The 16,223-nt window shown below is 48.7% G+C and carries 17 protein-coding genes; 13 read left to right on the forward strand and 4 right to left on the reverse strand.

Translation table 11 applies throughout. From position 1 onward, the window contains the following. On the reverse strand, positions 1-161 hold a 161-nt coding region (locus tag DFR62_RS08165; protein WP_279633936.1), incomplete at its 3' end, for a citrate/2-methylcitrate synthase. A 459-nt stretch (positions 162-620) separates the two neighbouring features. Between DFR62_RS08165 and DFR62_RS08170 the strand changes: the two genes are divergently transcribed. From DFR62_RS08170 to DFR62_RS17360, 7 genes are all read left to right on the forward strand, one after another. After that, a complete protein-coding gene (locus DFR62_RS08170) occupies positions 621-1,412 on the forward strand; it encodes a hypothetical protein (protein ID WP_121299609.1) in 792 nt (263 codons plus the stop codon). A 212-nt stretch (positions 1,413-1,624) separates the two neighbouring features. Next, complete coding sequence (locus DFR62_RS08175; RefSeq protein WP_121299612.1) at positions 1,625-2,800, forward strand: M20 metallopeptidase family protein; 1,176 nt, start codon at positions 1,625-1,627, stop codon at positions 2,798-2,800. Positions 2,801-2,811: 11 nt separating this feature from the next. Continuing rightward, positions 2,812-4,125 (forward strand): amidohydrolase, encoded by a 1,314-nt coding sequence (locus DFR62_RS08180; protein WP_121299614.1) that lies wholly within the window; start codon positions 2,812-2,814, stop codon positions 4,123-4,125. Next, entirely contained in the window at positions 4,118-5,365 is a 1,248-nt protein-coding gene (locus DFR62_RS08185) for a M20 family metallo-hydrolase (protein ID WP_121299617.1), read from the forward strand. Before DFR62_RS08180 ends, DFR62_RS08185 begins: the two co-directional genes overlap by 8 nt. After that, positions 5,349-6,662, forward strand: coding sequence for a helix-turn-helix domain-containing protein (locus tag DFR62_RS08190; RefSeq protein WP_121299619.1), 1,314 nt, complete (start codon positions 5,349-5,351; stop codon positions 6,660-6,662). Before DFR62_RS08185 ends, DFR62_RS08190 begins: the two co-directional genes overlap by 17 nt. Positions 6,663-6,683: 21 nt before the next feature. Next, entirely contained in the window at positions 6,684-8,198 is a 1,515-nt protein-coding gene (locus tag DFR62_RS08195) for an AbgT family transporter (RefSeq protein ID WP_121299621.1), read from the forward strand. Positions 8,199-8,391: 193 nt separating this feature from the next. Further along, positions 8,392-8,553 carry a hypothetical protein gene (locus tag DFR62_RS17360; RefSeq protein ID WP_158290782.1) on the forward strand — a complete coding sequence of 54 codons (162 nt, stop codon included), beginning with the start codon at positions 8,392-8,394 and terminating at the stop codon, positions 8,551-8,553. A 95-nt stretch (positions 8,554-8,648) separates the two neighbouring features. Here the strand turns inward: DFR62_RS17360 and DFR62_RS08200 are convergent, their stop codons facing one another. Beyond that, positions 8,649-8,846 carry a hypothetical protein gene (locus DFR62_RS08200; protein ID WP_058380680.1) on the reverse strand — a complete coding sequence of 66 codons (198 nt, stop codon included), beginning with the start codon at positions 8,844-8,846 and terminating at the stop codon, positions 8,649-8,651. 369 nt (positions 8,847-9,215) lie between these two features. Between DFR62_RS08200 and DFR62_RS08205 the strand changes: the two genes are divergently transcribed. The 5 genes from DFR62_RS08205 (at position 9,216) to DFR62_RS08225 (ending at position 13,301) form a co-directional block, all read left to right on the forward strand. Next, positions 9,216-9,644, forward strand: coding sequence for an Hsp20/alpha crystallin family protein (locus DFR62_RS08205; protein ID WP_121299623.1), 429 nt, complete (start codon positions 9,216-9,218; stop codon positions 9,642-9,644). A gap of 65 nt (positions 9,645-9,709) precedes the next feature. After that, positions 9,710-10,189, forward strand: a complete 480-nt coding sequence (locus DFR62_RS08210) for a DUF2243 domain-containing protein (RefSeq protein ID WP_121299624.1) — start codon at positions 9,710-9,712, stop codon at positions 10,187-10,189. 4 nt (positions 10,190-10,193) lie between these two features. After that, complete coding sequence (locus DFR62_RS08215) at positions 10,194-10,976, forward strand: cytochrome c oxidase assembly protein (protein ID WP_121299627.1); 783 nt, start codon at positions 10,194-10,196, stop codon at positions 10,974-10,976. A 123-nt stretch (positions 10,977-11,099) separates the two neighbouring features. Next, a complete protein-coding gene (locus DFR62_RS08220; protein ID WP_121299629.1) occupies positions 11,100-11,990 on the forward strand; it encodes an HNH endonuclease in 891 nt (296 codons plus the stop codon). A 327-nt stretch (positions 11,991-12,317) separates the two neighbouring features. Continuing rightward, positions 12,318-13,301, forward strand: coding sequence for a LacI family DNA-binding transcriptional regulator (locus DFR62_RS08225; protein WP_158290781.1), 984 nt, complete (start codon positions 12,318-12,320; stop codon positions 13,299-13,301). Positions 13,302-13,347: 46 nt separating this feature from the next. On the opposite strand, the gene DFR62_RS08230 is transcribed toward DFR62_RS08225, so the two are convergent. Both DFR62_RS08230 and DFR62_RS08235 read right to left on the reverse strand, forming a co-directional pair. Next, positions 13,348-14,079, reverse strand: coding sequence for a YqcI/YcgG family protein (locus DFR62_RS08230; RefSeq protein WP_121299632.1), 732 nt, complete (start codon positions 14,077-14,079; stop codon positions 13,348-13,350). Positions 14,080-14,268: 189 nt separating this feature from the next. Beyond that, positions 14,269-15,270, reverse strand: a complete 1,002-nt coding sequence (locus DFR62_RS08235) for an ion channel (RefSeq protein WP_121299634.1) — start codon at positions 15,268-15,270, stop codon at positions 14,269-14,271. Between the two features lie 137 nt (positions 15,271-15,407). Between DFR62_RS08235 and DFR62_RS08240 the strand changes: the two genes are divergently transcribed. Next, entirely contained in the window at positions 15,408-16,097 is a 690-nt protein-coding gene (locus DFR62_RS08240; RefSeq protein ID WP_121299636.1) for an SGNH/GDSL hydrolase family protein, read from the forward strand. Positions 16,098-16,223 lie beyond the last annotated feature (126 nt).

Below are 16,223 nucleotides of genomic sequence, written 5' to 3' on the forward strand. Positions count from 1 at the left end.
AAACGTTGGTGCCAAAGCAGGTAAATCACTTCTTCGAAGCTGGCGTTGTCCGCCAGATCGTCGATATTGTAGCCGACGTATGTAAGTGTGTCATCAATGATCGAGCTGATCGCCGATTGAGTTGCGACTACACCTTCTAAACCTTTTGTTGTTGCTGTCATAAAAAAATCTCTCCTTTTTGATCATTCTGGTTGCCGGTCGGGGACTTTAAGCGCCGCTTTTTTAAAGCGCTTTCATCTGGTTTCAAAAAATAAAACCTGACCTTGGACGACCGGATTTAACTGATTATTATGTAAGTTTACAGGAAATAAGCAAACGGCAGGGGTTGATGAGCTGAAACACCGAAAAACGGCTTGAGGCAGTTAATTGATAGTTTGAAAGAGTGAATGATTAAAAAAATCCGCAACAAATGATACAGTTAAGCTTATGGAGAGTTCAAAGGTGCCAGCGCGTCCGATCACTCCGTTTAGCCACGGGAATGTTTATATTTTACGGAAAAAGGGAAAAAGCTCTTGCTTGTGTTTTTGAAAAGTTTTTTCTTATAATAGGGCTAACCAGTTGAGAATGGAAATGACTTGAAAAATGGAGAAAGATGGACATACACAGAAGGAGTTAAACCATTGAAAACTACGGAACAAGGGATCCGCTATATTGAATTAATGGATGGAGAGCCGGGAATTGATATTCCGGCGATGGTGAAAAAAGCGAAAACAGCGTATAAACCGTTTAATTTCAAAGATAAAATTGAACTTCTTTTCTTTTACAATGAGCGCAAAGATTTCAGCCATGCGATCTTCACTGAATACGGCATCATCGACGATGAATTTGACGGCAAGAAAGCCGTCCATCATCCGTTTGGCGTCAAAAGCATCATTGGCATCGAAATATCGGGAGACGACACCATCCCCTTGATTGCCTTCGTCCTGGGCCAGGCGATCGAGCATTTTAAACAAAATATGGACATCCGGAGGCACGCCGAATGGCAGGAGTTGGACAAAAGCGACAGTTACCAATGTTGGCAAACATATTTCTGCCAAGTCCATAGTTCGGTAATCCGGCACGGGCTGGAAGGATCGGCGGATATGTTTTTGAGAAGCTTGCCGTTTGTCTTGGCGAAAAAGGAAGAAAGTTTTTCTACCCCATATATTACAGGCACATTCCGCCATTTGATCCATACCTTAAGTGAGCTGTATGTCATGAGGCAAGCGGGTGATACAGAACAGGTGGATGATTTTATGAAAACGATCGGAGAACTCACCGAGCCTGCTTTTATGGAAATCTATGAGAAGCTTTACGCCGAACTGGCGGAATACCTGGAAACGCTTGGCACCAAATACAACGAAGTACACGATAGTGAGATTTTCACCGTCATCGAGCAGCGTAAAAATCAACTTGCGGCTTTATATGGCTGATTTTCCTTTCTATACTCTGAAAACGTTCAGTAATCCCATGATAGTTCAAATTTTAAAGAAGCCTTCGCAGCAGCGGAGGCTTCTTTTTTCATTGAAAGGATATTCAGAAAAATCAAAATGGGGGTAGCATTTCATAAGGCAAGTACGGTACACTTTCTATTAACGGAATGATTAAGGTTTATTTCCTTAAATACGAAAAGCAGGTGACAGCTATGAAACAACAAGCAGAAGAATTATTTGAAGAAATACGTGCGTTCCGCCGGGATCTCCACGAACACCCTGAACTGAGCGGAGAAGAAATGGAAACTTCGAAAAAAATACAAGTAAAGCTCGATGAATATGGCATCCATTACTTTACTGGATATGCGAAAACGGGTGTACTGGCCGTCATTGAAGGGGGCAAGCCCGGGAAAACGGTCGGGTTACGCGCCGATATTGACGCCTTGCCGATTACGGAGAAAGCAAACGTTCCGTTTAAATCCAAAGTCGATGGAAAAATGCATGCATGCGGCCATGATGCACATACAGCGATGCTATTGGGAGTTGGGAAATTGCTCCAGCAACAAAAAGATAAAATTGCGGGTACGGTATTGCTCATTTTCCAACCAGCCGAAGAAAATGCGCCGACTGGCGGTGCGGATCAGATGATGGCAGACGGCGTGTTCGAACGGTACCAGCCGGACGTCATATTGGCACAACACGTATGGCCTGGACTTCCGGCCGGTCAAGTCGGCGTCATTGACGGGGCGATCATGGGGAATTCTGACCGTTTTCACGTCACGATTCATGGAGCGGGCGGCCACGCATCGATGCCACATCAAACGATTGATGCAATCGTCATCGCCAACCAAGTGATGTCTGCTATCCAAACCATCATTAGCCGAAACGCCAACCCGATGGACTCTGGTGTCATCACGATCGGAAAAATCTCGGGAGGCTACCGTTATAATGTCGTGGCAGATAGTGTGGTGTTGGAAGGCACAATCCGTTCCTTATCAGACGAAACGAAGAAATTATTGAAAAAACGCTTCCACGAAGTCGTCAAAGGCACAACTGAAATGATGGGCGGCTCGTGTGAAATTGATTATTCGGATGGCTATCCGGCGACTGTCAATACGAAACGCTGGGCTGAAGTGGTTCGTGACTCTGCCAAGAGGCAATTAGGTACTGAATCTGCTCCAGAAGTGATCGGAAGCATGGCAGGCGAAGATTTCGGGCGCTTCTTGAAAAAATACGAAGGCGTTTACTACTGGCTCGGCACATCAGTCGGAGAGACCCAAAAGCCCCTTCATGACCCGGGCTTTATGATCGATGAACAAGCATTGTCGATCGGGACCGGCCTGATGGCTCAGGCGGCGCTTGATGTGCTCGCGGAATTGAATAACTAGGAGGAATGGACATGGCAGATGCTATCGAGCGGTTTATGGAAGAAATCGAACCGCATCTCATCAAACAACGGCGCAAACGGCATCAATATCCCGAAATTGGATTTGCGGAATATGTGACGACGTATGAGTTAAGCGAACAATTGGCCGGTAAAGGCTTTGAATTATTTTATGGCACCGATTTTTTAACGAGCGATGAACGCATGGGCGTGCCAGACGTGCAATTTTTGAAACAGCAGGAACAACGCGCGCTCGACTATGGCATCCCGCTTGATTTTCTGGAACGGATGAAAGGCGGGCATACCGGGCTTGCTGCTGTACTCGATACCGGGAAGCCAGGGCCGAATTTCGCTTATCGCTTTGATATCGATGCCTTGCCGATTGAAGAAGACGATACCTCAGGCCATGTTCCGGCTAAGCAAGATTTCCGCTCGGATATTTCGGGCATGATGCATGCCTGCGGCCACGATGGGCATGCCGCTGTCGGGCTCGGACTCGCTGAATACCTAGCAAAAGAAAAAGAACATCTTCGGGGCAAATATACGATTTTATTCCAGCCGGCAGAAGAAGGTGGGCGCGGTGCAAAGGCCGTTGTCGATAAAGGCTGGCTGGACGATGCCGATTATTTCCTGAGCGGCCATGTCGGCATACACGATTTGCCGTCCGGGACCGTCGCCGCAGCCACGTCCAAGTTTTTGGCAAGTTCCAAAATCAATGCGAAATTCAAAGGCAAATCGGCGCATTCCGGATTGGAGCCGAACGAAGGGCGCAATGCTTTGCTCGCAGCGGCATCCGCCACCATGCATTTGCACGGCATTTCTCGCCATAAAGACGGGGCGACGCGCGTCAATGTCGGCACCTTGCACGCAGGATCGGGACGCAATATCATCGCCGATCGAGCGCTGATGGAAATCGAGACGCGGGGCGAGACCAACGAGTTGGATGAATACATGCAGGAAAATGCATTGCGCATCCTACAGGCGAGTGCAGCGATGTTTGATGTTGAACTGGAAATCGAGCATATGGGAAAAGCGATTTCTGCTGACGCAGATCTCGAGTTCGCCGCCATCGTGGAACGTGCCTGCGCCGCGTCTAAATTGAATATTGTGCCGTACTTGCCAATCGGCGCCTCCGAGGATGTCACGTATATGATCGAGCGCGTCCGTGAACGCGGCGGCAAAGCGACTTTCATGATTTTCGCCAGCCCCTTGCCGGCCGGCCATCACCACCCGCGTTTTGATTACGAGGAACAGGCATTGACGGCAGGGTTGGAAACATTGATCCGGACGACCGATCATTTGCTGAAGGAGGACGAAACCCGTGAATAACTGGCTGGTTGAGCAATTGCAACGGATGAATTTAAGTGATGTACTGATCCAGCCGCAAGGGTTTACGCGGGAAGGCTATACAGCGGAAGAAACAGAGGCTATCGAAGTCTTTAAAGCGATCGCCGAAGAACTGGGGCTCGCTGTTTCAGAAGACGCCGCAGGAAATGCCATCGCCCGCTGGAATGTTGCAGGCGGGCATGCGGCAGTAGCAACAGGGTCCCACCTCGACACTGTGCCAAACGGCGGTGCGTTCGATGGCGGAGCAGGCGTCGTATGCGGGCTCGGGGCCATCAAGATGTTGAAGGAAGCCGATTTTAAACCGCAGCGCCCGATCGAAGTCATTTGCTTCCGTTCGGAAGAATCGTCGCGTTTTGGGGTCTCGACAATCGGCAGCAAAGCAATGAGCGGAATATTGGATCCGTCCATCGGCACACTCGAAGACCAGCACGGCATCACGCTCGCGCAAGCGGTCGAAAGCCAAGGGTTTGTGTGGCAAGACCTAGTAAATGCGAAGCGTTCGAAACACGACTTGCAATGCTTTGTCGAGCTGCATATCGAACAAGGGATGCATATCGTCAACCATGAAAAAGATTATGGAGTCGTTAAAGGCGTCGCTTGCCCCGTCCGCTTAGCGGTCACGTTCAATGGAAAAGCGGGACACACGGGTACGACGCCGATGGGCCAAAGGCAAGACGCGCTGGCAGCTGCCGCGCCGTTCATTTCGTTCGTCCAGGAGACGGCGCTTCAAATGAACGATGCTTACGACAAATCATTGGTGGCGACCGTGTCAACCTTGACATCATCGCCGAATTCAATGAATGTCATTCCCCAAACCGTCACGGCAGGCGTCGATATCCGCAGTGTGGATGATTCACTGAAAAAGAAGATGGCAGATGCCATACGGAGCGAAGTGAAGCGCATTGAAGAAACGACAGGCGTAAAGATCGATATCGAAGTGCTCGTTGACAATCCATCCGTGTTGCTCGATGACGGTATCGCCCAGCAATTGGTCGATGCCGGCGACCACGAAGCCTATTTGGCGCATCGGATGGACAGCGGCGCAGGCCATGATGTCATGAACATGGCGCAAGTTTGGCCAAGCGGCTTGCTGTTTATCCCTTGCCAGGATGGGCTGAGCCATCACCCTGACGAATTTGCCACTGCTGAAGATTTGAAGATGGGCGTCGAATTATTGTCCCGCTTCTTGATGGAGGCCACTGGACATGACGGAAAACGTTAAAGTCGGGCTGATCGGGCCGAACGATTCGGTCAATGAAACGATGAAAGCGGCGGGCAGCTTAGAAGGCATCGAGCTCATCCCCTTCATTTACCAGCACACGGAAGAAACGAAAAACATCATCAACCAACATTCAGCGCGCATCGGCCATTGGCTTTTTTCAGGCCCAGCGCCTTATCATTTTGCTTTAAAAGAAGAGTTAATCGATGCGGATCATGCGGATTATATTTTGCTGCATGGGTCAAGCCTGCTCGGAACGATGCTCGATGCCTTTATGCAAGAAGGCGCTGTGTTATCGAGCATCAGCGTCGATTCGGTTCCACGCCGCGAAGTGCTGAAAATGCTCAAGGATTTTGATCTGGAAAAATTGGAGATCCATACCGCGCCGGAGCTCGGCTATATCCCAGCAGAAGAATTGATCGATTACCACGAGAAACTGTACCGCTCCGGGCACATTCAAGCAGCGCTCACTTGCGTACACGCCGCTTATAGCGGCTTGAAGGAGCGCGGCGTGCCGGTATACCGGATTAGCGTATCGGAACTGGCTGCCCACCGCGCGATTTCAGTCATCAAGGAAAGAAGCCTGTCGGATTTGTACCGCATGAAGCAATTGGCGATGATTGGCATCGAAATCATCTACCCGAGCCAAGCGCAGCAACGCAAGACGCCGTTCAAGATTGAACGCCAGGAACTGGCGATGAACCGTGTGCTCATCGATTTTGCCGAAGAAGTCAAAGGCTCAAAAGTCGGGATGGGCAATGGCATCTACTTCATCTATACGACTCGCGGAGAATTGGAACTTTACAGCAAATCACATCATCCGGAAGAGCTGAAGGAAGAGATTTTTGCCAACAGCAAGTTCCAGGTGCGGATCGGCATCGGCTATGGCCGGACCGTCACGGACTCGGAGCAGAATGTCCGCCTGGCGCTTGACTACGCCCGAGAAAAAGAGAACGGCGTGGTCATCAATATCGACGAAGGTGGAAAAGTAACGGAAATCAACTCATCAGGCGAGCGTCTCCGCTACAGCCGCCGCAGCTCCGAATCGAAGTGGCAGGAATCGCTGAAAGGCGCAGCAATCAGCCAGACCGTTATCGCCCGCATTGAATCCTTGTCTAGGCATTATGCGAAAGACGAACTTACCGCGTTGGAATTATCGCAATGGATGAACAGTACAGAACGCAATGCGCGCAGGATCTTAACGGAGCTCGAGAACATCGGCCTCGCCGAAGTGGCGGGGGAAGAAGCCGGGCGTCGCGGCCGGCCGCGGAAATTGTACCGTTTGTTATTCGGTGCATAAAACAAAAAGGGAGGAATGGGAATGGCAACACCGACAGAACAACAAGACAAAAAAGGATTTTTGAATTTTATTGAAAAGTGGGGCAACCGCTTGCCCGATCCATTCTTCATTTTTGTATACTTAGCAGTTTTTGTCGTTTTGCTGTCCTGGCTGGTCAGTTCACTCGGGACGACCGTTGTCCATCCGGGAACGGGCGAGGAACTGGCGATTCAAAGCATCGTTTCAGGGGAAGGGATCCGTTATATCCTGGCAGAGACGATCAATAACTTCACCGGCTTTGCGCCGCTCGGGCTCGTGCTCGTCATGATGCTCGGGATCGGTTTGGCTGAAAGAGTCGGGCTGATGGAGACCGCCATCAAAAAATCCATCTTGAATGCACCGAAATCACTGATCACTTACGCAGTCATTTTCACGGGCATCATGGGGAACTTGGCTTCAGACGCTGCCTTTATCTTGGTGCCGCCGCTTGCGGCAATGGTCTTCGCTTCTGTCGGGAGGCATCCGCTCGCAGGACTTGCGGCAGGTTTTGCCGGAACCGGCGCAGGATTCACCGCGAATATCCTGATTACCGGTACAGACGCACTGCTATCCGGGATTTCCACAGAAGCTGCGAGAACCATCGACGATACCATGGTCGTAACGCCGGTCGATAACTGGTATTTCATGAGTGCATCGGTCATCGTCATGGCAATTGTCGGGGCGATCATTACCGAAAAATTGGTCGAGCCGCGCCTTGGCAAATACACGGGCAAAGCCGATAATTCATTTGAACCGGTGACGAAACAGGAAAACAAAGGCTTATTGAATGCCGTGATTGCAGGTGCCGTTTACATCGGCTTGATCGCTTTGCTGCTGTTCTTCCCAGGCTCGCCTGTCCGAAACGAAGACGGCGGCATCATCCCGTCGCCATTTCTATCTGGCATCGTGCCGATCATCCTGTTCTTCTTCATTACAGTGGCTGTCGCATACGGCATCACGGTCAAGAAAATCACTGAATCTAAAGATATTCCTGCTTATATGGGAGATGCTATCAAGGACATGTCCGGTTATATCGTCTTGATCTTTGCCGCAGCCCAGTTTATCAGTTATTTTAACTGGAGCAACCTGGGCATCTGGCTCGCCGTCAACAGTGCGGAATTCTTGACGAGCATCAATATGACGGGCTTGCCAGTCATGGTCGGTTTCAGCGTCCTTGCAGCCCTTTTGAATCTATTGATTTTCAGCGGCTCCGCACAATGGGCGTTGATGGCGCCGATCTTCATCCCAATGTTCATGCTGCTGGATTATCATCCCGCATTTGTCCAATTGGCATTCCGCATTGCGGATTCATCGACGAACATCATTACGCCGCTCAATCCGTATATTTTGATTGTGCTCGCCTTCATGCGCGAATACGACAAAAAAGCGGGACTCGGCACCTTGATTTCCTTGATGTTGCCGTACAGTCTCATCTTCTTCGGGGTATGGCTGGTTATGATGATCATCTTTGCATTGACTGGGCTGCCAATCGGCCCTGGGATCAGCTTGCGTATGTAAAAGAAAAAATCCGCCTTTTTGCAGGCGGATTTTTTTAAAAAGCCAGGACTCGAGAAGGTGAATAGGCAGGGACTTACGTGGCGCGGATTAAGAAAAACCGCTTATTTAAAAAGTTTTTTCCATTTGTTAATAGTTTGTTCATAGTTGCCCTGTATACTGGACTAGGAAGTCATCCGAGTGGAGGGTGTGTCGAATGAACCGTCAATCCAATCAAATGAAGCACTTAAAAAGGATGTTCGATGAATCGTATGAAGCGTGCAGAAAAACCAACGACGCCATCGTTTACGAACTGCGAAAACAAGGCGTCAATGCTTCGCTATGCAAAAAGCCGGCAATTCTTCAACCGTCTGTCTAACCTGTACGCGACCCGAATTGCCGCCAATCAACTTGAAATGACCAACAAAAAAAGCTGTCCCTGCTGCCGATTCGGCAGAGGGGTAGCTTTTTCAGTTAATAGCTAAGCCCTTTTTCGTAAAGCCACATTTTCAAGCTCCCGAATGAAGGGAAGGAGATGGATTCGCCAGTTTCAGGATGCTCGGCGCGGACGATGATGTCCAATTCGTTCGGTGTAAAAGACCAGCCTTCTTCCATAAGTGAACGCACTACTTTCACCATCATGCTCGAACCTTTAATCGTACCCATTTCCATCGCTATCATCTCCTTCAGTGATATCTCCCATTATAACAGGGAAATCATTATGAGTAGTACACATATGCTTTCTGTAGTATTCCTGTAATCGTGTTTTTTTAAACCCATCATCTGTCCAAAACCTATAAGTAATCCAAATGGGATAAAAAACTAGCGCAAATACTGTGCTGCCGAGTCTGCGACAAGGAATAATACGGCCGTTTTTGCCAGTAGAGGAGAGTTATGAAAGCTTTCGTCAAACTATTGGTAATTGGTAAAAAATTGGTTGACTTTTTGTGAAAACCCCCTATAATTCACAGTAACAGCACCAATTATAGCGAAGAGTCTCTGGCCTTGGTTTAAATAATCTGCGATCGAGGAGGAAGACTGATGAAGTTCATGCCCAGAAAACGGGAGGATTTCTTCCCGAAACTGTTCCAAAGCGATTTGGATTCGGATTTCTTTGACCGATTCTTCAAGGAAAGCAATTACCCGCAAGTCGATGTAAAAGAAGCGAATGGGCAGTATGAGGTGGTGGTCGACGTGCCGGGTTTCTCAAAAGATGACATCCAGGTCGATTTTAAAGACGGTTATTTATCGATCAGCGGCAAAAAAGAAGAAAGCTCAGAAACTTCGGAAGACGAGGGCCATTACATCCGTAAAGAACGTTCTTTTGGTTCGTTCAAGCGCAGCTTTTACGTCGGCGATGTCGATGAACAAGCCATTAAAGGAAACTTCAAAGACGGTGTCTTGCAATTAACTGTGCCAAAGCCGGAAGAAAAAGACTCCGGCAATGGCAAACGCATCGAAATCGAGTAAAGAGCCCGGCCAGAGGCTCTTTTTTCATTGAGCTAAGAATAGCGGAGTAAGAAGGAGGGGCATATATGGCAAGTAAGGAACAAGCAATCACAGATGAAACGGCCCATACACTCCAAAAGAGGAATTTTTGGTCCGGCATTTTGTTCGGGATCGGCTCTATGGCCTTCGTCGATGAAGTCATCTTCCACCAATTGCTTCAATGGCATCATTTCTATGATTTGGCGACACCGCAAATCGGTATTTTTGCAGATGGTTTGTTGAATTCTTTTGCCTGGTTTGCAGCAATCGGCGGGCTCTTCATGTTTGCAGACTTGAGAAGGCGGCAAGCGGTCCGCATGCGGTATTGGATTGCTTCAGCCCTTATGGGCGCAGGGGCTTTCCAGCTGTTTGACGGGATCATAGACCATAAGGTGTTCAGGACCCACCAAGTCCGCTATCAGGTCGAATTGTGGCCTTATGACTTGAGCTGGAATTTGTTTGGCGCTGCTTTGCTCATTGCGGGGTTGTTCCTTGCAAAATCCGCCAAGGAAAGGCGGTCCGCATAAAGCGATGATACATCATTACCTCGGCTCCATAGAACCTTGGTTTCAACTAACAGCGGCGTTGTTGCTTGCCTGGGCCCTGATGTTTTACCCGATGCTTTCGATATGGACCAACGAACGCTATAGAAAATGGCCCATGCACCGTTACATATTTTGGTTTGCTGGCGTGATCGCAGCAGGCGCTTCATTAGTCGGTCCTTTAGCGGACAAAGCGCATACCAGCTTTTCCGCCCATATGACCGGGCATTTGCTGCTCGGCATGCTGGCGCCGTTATTATTGTTGCACGGCAAACCATTGACTTTGGTGATGAGAGGATTGCCGACCACATCCGCACGGCGCCTGAGCCGCCTATTGAATAGTCGATTCATTGCAGTCGCAAGCCATCCCGCCAGCACCGCGTTGTTGAATTTCGGTGGCTTGTTTATTCTGTATAGAACGGATTTATTCGTCTTGATGCATCAATCGACAGGGGTTTACGCTTTGGTCCATATTCATATTTTGTTGGCAGGCTATATGTTCACGTGGTCGATTCTATATACCGACCTGACTGCCCATCGACATTCGTTCCGTTTGCGCGCAGCGGTCTTGATTATGGCGCTAGCAAGCCATAAAGTGTTAGCGAAATCGCTTTACGCCATGCCACCTGCTGGAATCACGACCAGTGACGGAGAAATGGGAGCGCTAATCATGTACTATGGCGGAGATGTTATCGACCTGGCCCTTATCATCCTTTTTTGCTATAGCTGGTATAAAGCCACCGCCCCTGGTCGAATCGTCCGTGCGATTTGAAAACCATTTCCTTCTAGGAGATGGTTTTTTTCTTGGCCATGATTTGGTTTGTTTGCCGTGGCACCGGGCGAAAACGGCAAAATGATGGTAGAATAGAAGAAAGCAATTGTCAGGAGGCACGTAATGAATAGCTACATCGTTATGCAGGGGGAAACCTACAGAGAAGAAAAGCGACTTGGAATTGTCCGGGCGCCTATGAAAGATAAATCGGGAACCACGCCACATTCGTGGGAGCGGGTAAAATCATTGCAAAAAGGGGATCGGACCTTTCATTATGTCCGGGGGGCACTGGTTGCGGTAGGCACCATCCAGGAAGATGCGCGCGAGCAGGCATCAGGTACTGCACAAGCTGAGTGGATTGCGCCTTGTGAATACTTGGAACTGGATGACCCATTGGAAATTGCGTCGTGCATCAAAATGGTAGCGGAACATTTGCCAATCAAGTATTCCGCTTTCCAGCCGGACGGCAACGGCAACTCCGGTTATGTATACCCGTGCAATGAAGCGTTGGCGTTGGTGTTTTTGGAATTATTATCGTCTTCAAAATGGCGCAATATCGAGCAATTGGAATTTGTTTACGACGCTGTGCGTGAAGAGAAATACAATTCTTTAACAGCCTGGATGATGGATTCCGAATTCTTGCTGCGGCGAAAGTTCAGGGACTTGAAGGGGCAGTTTAAAACAGTGCAGTTGGAGCGGTGGGGAAATAAATGTGCCCTATGCAGCCTCGATAATCCTGCATTGCTGAAAGCGGCCTACAGCAAGCCATGGAAAGACAGCACTGATGCAGAACGGATCAACCCAGCGAATGGGGTGCTATTATGCGCCAATCACGCAGCGCTTTATGAAAGCGGCCAAATTTCCTTTACCGGCGTAGGTACGCTGAGAATGTCAGCAACCCTTCAACCACAAGCGAGCCATTATGGTTTGAAGAAAAATATGCGCATCGCAGCGAAGGATTCGAATACGGCTTTTTTCAGATGGCATCGAAACAATTTTTTCGTAGGTGAATAATGAATTTGGCGTGCAGCGAATGCTGAGCGCCTTTTTCTATTCATATTTATTCATTTGAGGGGACTGAATAAAAATTTAGTTAGACAAATATAATATATGAATAAATGACTAAGTGGTTGTGTATTGAATAATAACGAAAAAAATTTACCATATTTTATGAATAACTTTATTCGTTTGTAAATATTCTAAATTCACCAGGAGCTTTCGGTTATTCGGCGCATCCCTCGAGTCATTCATCTCCGTTATTTTTTGAAACCATCCCTGAATATCTTGGTTAAATGTGTTATAGTATATTCAATAAATGAATGAATGGGAAGGGTGACAGAAATGGTATCGACCACAGAAGTTGCAAAGCATGCAGGAGTCTCTCAAACGACGGTGTCCCGTGTATTGAATCGGCCAGAGCAAGTTAAAAAGGAAACCTACGACAAAGTGATGCAAGCCTTAGCTGAATTGGATTACGGAAATGCGAGCGCCGCTAGTGAACAACACGCAGAGCCAGCAAAACGTATCGCCGTCCTGTTTGCAGAGGATTGCGCGCCTGCTGAATTCGCCCGTTTGCGCGAATTTACCGAATCGGCACAGGCATCGGGCTACGAGCTGACTGGCCATGCATTGACTGGAAATGAATCGATGGAAGACAGCAAGGCTTTAGTAAAAGGAGTTGCTGGCGTCATCGGCATCGGCAGCCTTCCTGCTGAACTGAAGGAATATTTGAAAGAAGCAAGTCCTTATTTGCAAGCCGAAGAAGCAGTGGATGAAGGGAAACCATTTGACGGTCGTAAAGCGGCATACCTTGCCACTAGCCATCTTGCTGAAAAAGACCACCAGCAGATCGCTTGGGTCGGGGGAGATCTGCCGGATGGCAGCGAAAGGCTTCAAGGATATTATGAAGCTTTGGCGCATCATCAATTGAAACTGCGCAAAAAACGCATCCATTCGACACAAAGCCCAACGGATTTCGATGCCATTGCGGCTGAATTGCGTGCGTTTAAAAAACCGACCAGTGCGTTTGTTGCCGCGAGCTATGAAGACGGGCTGCAATTACTCGATTCTTTGAAAAGCGCTGGATTCAAAGTGCCAAAAGACATCAGCATCGTGGTAGTGGGGGAACCTGAAGGGGATGACGCTGAATTGACGGCCGTCAAGCCGCCATCCGCTGCACAGCCATTTGCCCAGCAAGTGGTGGATCGCCTGCTTCAGCAGATCGAAGGAAGTGAAACGGCGATGCCAGCTGCCGAGGACGAGTTGCAACTTAGCAAGGGCAACACGGTGAAAAAATTTAAAGAGCGGCAAAAAAGCAAAGCTTAACCATAAAAAAGCGTCCGTACAGCAAACTGTACGGACGCTTTTTTAATTAAAGTTCCTTATGTGAAAACGGGCATTTGCCTTTGACCGGCTCAACATCATCCCCGATGAAGAACTGCTTCCATTCATTGTGCTCAGGGTCGCCAAAATGGCTGATATCCGGATGGGTCGGCAATTCATCCCACTTCTCGACGCGGTCCCGGACCTTTTCACGCGACATGATGCCGCCTTTTTCAGTCCCTGTCAGCCCTTCGAAGATCCTTCTCGGCTGGAACCCGAGCACCATCGAATTGCCGAGGTGGCGGGTGCGCCGTTGTTTGTAGGCAGGCGCGTTGCCGAAGATGAAAATGGGTTCCCCTTTGAAGTTGAAATCCCATAAATAATGATCAGGATCACGCGGCGCTTGTTCGGGCCATTCGGTATCATCCATATCATGAAGATACTGCAGGATTTCCCAGAACTGCTTGCGGTAAGCATCGAGCGGCCCTTCAGATTCAAATGGTTCCACGAACACAAACAAGCCATGCCGCTTATGTTTCGGATCTTCGAACAGAGTCAAGAATTCCGCCACGGCTCCCGGCAGGTTTGACCAATCGTCTTGGCTTATGTATGCATAGCGCAGCTCGCCTTTCAACTCGCCGCTTCTGCCGAAATAGCACGGGAAAGTCTTATCCGTCACCGTCTCATGAAAGGTTTTGTATTCGCGCAGCAACCAGCCAGGCAAGTCGTTGCGGTTTGTGAAATCTTCTTTTGTCAATAAAGCAGGGATCTTCGTTTGCATTACTTAGCCTCCAATTTCAAAATCTCATCCTTCAAATTGTTCCCTGAATGCTTTTAATTGAAACACCTTATTTTAATTTATTGGGAAGAACGACAAAAATAGGAAATGAAAAAAGCGCCAGGAATTTGCGCTTTCTTCACGTCGATCTATCCGATTATTTAGCCAAGGCGTTGTGATTCATTCATCGATTCATTCAAGATCGTTTGCTGTGCCTGGCCATGCTTCGCCCGTCATTTCCACAAGCCCCAGAAGCTTTCTTCTGCGTAGTTCGAGTGATTCCATTGTCTTTTCATAGGATTCTGCGTTAACGGTCGGAATCGATTCATCGAGATTCGCCAGCACTTGATGGGGCGGGACTACCGTGGATGCGTCGATTGAGGAGCTATGCAAGGTGTCCAAATAACTGGTGATGCTGCTTGAGAGTTCCTGCATCAATAAGGCATTGGGTTGAATGTCTTTTGGTATGCCGTGCTGTAAAAAAGTCAATGCTTCATCCAACACAACGATATTGACTGGCAACGATCGGTCATGCGTCGAGCTGCGGTAATAATGGAGTACGGGGTAGGCGTTGTATTTCGACACGGCATTGCTTAATTCATTCGCGAACGTATCGAGCAATAGATTAAGGTTGTCGAAATTTTTCCCGTTCCATGAATTGTTGACAAAGGAAGCGGGATCTTTTGCAATGCCGCTGATGCTCGATGCAAGCGAGCGTTTTTCTGACACGGCGCTCAGCACTTGCAGCAAATAAGTCACCCCGAAGGTAATGAATAGCATGCCGGTGCCGGTCGCAAAGATTGCTACGATCTGCCAGATGCCGTCATCCGGGGAGAACTCACCGTTGCCGAGCGTGAAAATCAAGTAGCCTGCATAATAGGCATATTCAACCCACGACAAAGGCCCACCGTCTTTGGTATCGACGATCATGTCGGAACTGGCAAAAATGAACGTCCAGCCCGCCCATAATAGGAAAATCCATGTCGCCAAGGTGGAGACCAAAATAATCGGCCCCGCGAGGCTTAGGAATTTCGAATTGTTCCGGCTCACTTGCTTATGGAGTGTCCAGTAGGCGGAAGTGAGCTTGTGGGTCAATGGGCCGGCGCCGCCATCGACCCATAAAGTCGTCCAGATGAAATCGATCAGTGTGAGGACGACGATGATGATGCCGATAAGTAGATAAAACTGATCCACCAACATCCCTCCTTTATGTTCTACTTGTCCATACCCTTCCACCCCTATAGGTTATGCATATAAGCGTGAAAAGGGAAAAGAAACAAGCAGATATGCTAAAATGAAGAGATACGAAAGCGAGGGGGGCGTGCAGAAGATTGGGCAAGAATTTCCGGTCGAGTGCCCTTTATCAAAAGGCACTCAGACGTAAACAACGCAATGCGGCAAGGCCGCGACACATAGATAAGATCGTCATTCTCGGCGATTCCGTAGCGTATGGTTACGGGACAAAGGGCGGAATTGCGAGACATTTGGAAGACAGCTTTCCGGCTAGCGAGGTGCTGAACTTCGGCATCAATGGATTGACGAGTGATGGCCTCGTCGAACGGCTGCGGGCCGATCATTGGCAGTCGGAATTGGCTCAAGCCGATCTCGTGCTGCTGAATATCGGCGGCAACGATTTGCTGCGTCAATACAAGGATGGAGGCGCAAGTGAATTGATCCGCCAGTTTGCTGCATTGAAAAAGAAATACCGGCGCAATTTGTTGGAGATTTACGGGCATATTCAAGCTGGCAACAATCAAGTATTGATTGTCCAAAATAGCTTATATAATTCGATGAAAAAAGAAGTGCAGTATTTCGGTTTCACCAACCTGCTGTTCCGCATGTGGAATTCGGCAATCGGCGCGAAAGGCGTCATCGTCACGAACACGCGGAAAATGGGGAAAGTGCCGTCCATTTGGCTGGATTCGATCCATCCGAATGAAGAAGGCTATGCGATCATGCATCAATTGCTGCTGGAAACCTTGCAGACAACTGGCATAGCGGTTGTAAAAGACCGTCGTTAACGACCAGACCCGGGCCATTAATGGTTTCCGGGTTTTTTTGATGCTTGAAATATGCCAGCGCTAGATGCTCTAGCAGGCAGTGGGAGAAAATGCTTGTGGTTTTAAAGGAACGTGGTATATTATGTC

This window comes from Planococcus citreus (assembly GCF_003664125.1).
Classification (GTDB): Bacteria; Bacillota; Bacilli; order Bacillales_A; family Planococcaceae; genus Planococcus; species Planococcus citreus.

Coding starts and splice junctions, on each gene's coding strand:
- DFR62_RS08175 (WP_121299612.1), top strand. CDS start 1,625: ATGAAACAACAAGCAGAAGAATTATTTGAAGAAATACGTGCGTTCCGC.
- DFR62_RS08180 (WP_121299614.1), top strand. CDS start 2,812: ATGGCAGATGCTATCGAGCGGTTTATGGAAGAAATCGAACCGCATCTC.
- DFR62_RS08190 (WP_121299619.1), top strand. CDS start 5,349: ATGACGGAAAACGTTAAAGTCGGGCTGATCGGGCCGAACGATTCGGTC.
- DFR62_RS08195 (WP_121299621.1), top strand. CDS start 6,684: ATGGCAACACCGACAGAACAACAAGACAAAAAAGGATTTTTGAATTTT.
- DFR62_RS17360 (WP_158290782.1), top strand. CDS start 8,392: ATGAACCGTCAATCCAATCAAATGAAGCACTTAAAAAGGATGTTCGAT.
- DFR62_RS08200 (WP_058380680.1), bottom strand. CDS start 8,846: ATGGAAATGGGTACGATTAAAGGTTCGAGCATGATGGTGAAAGTAGTG.
- DFR62_RS08205 (WP_121299623.1), top strand. CDS start 9,216: ATGAAGTTCATGCCCAGAAAACGGGAGGATTTCTTCCCGAAACTGTTC.
- DFR62_RS08210 (WP_121299624.1), top strand. CDS start 9,710: ATGGCAAGTAAGGAACAAGCAATCACAGATGAAACGGCCCATACACTC.
- DFR62_RS08215 (WP_121299627.1), top strand. CDS start 10,194: ATGATACATCATTACCTCGGCTCCATAGAACCTTGGTTTCAACTAACA.
- DFR62_RS08220 (WP_121299629.1), top strand. CDS start 11,100: ATGAATAGCTACATCGTTATGCAGGGGGAAACCTACAGAGAAGAAAAG.
- DFR62_RS08225 (WP_158290781.1), top strand. CDS start 12,318: ATGGTATCGACCACAGAAGTTGCAAAGCATGCAGGAGTCTCTCAAACG.
- DFR62_RS08230 (WP_121299632.1), bottom strand. CDS start 14,079: ATGCAAACGAAGATCCCTGCTTTATTGACAAAAGAAGATTTCACAAAC.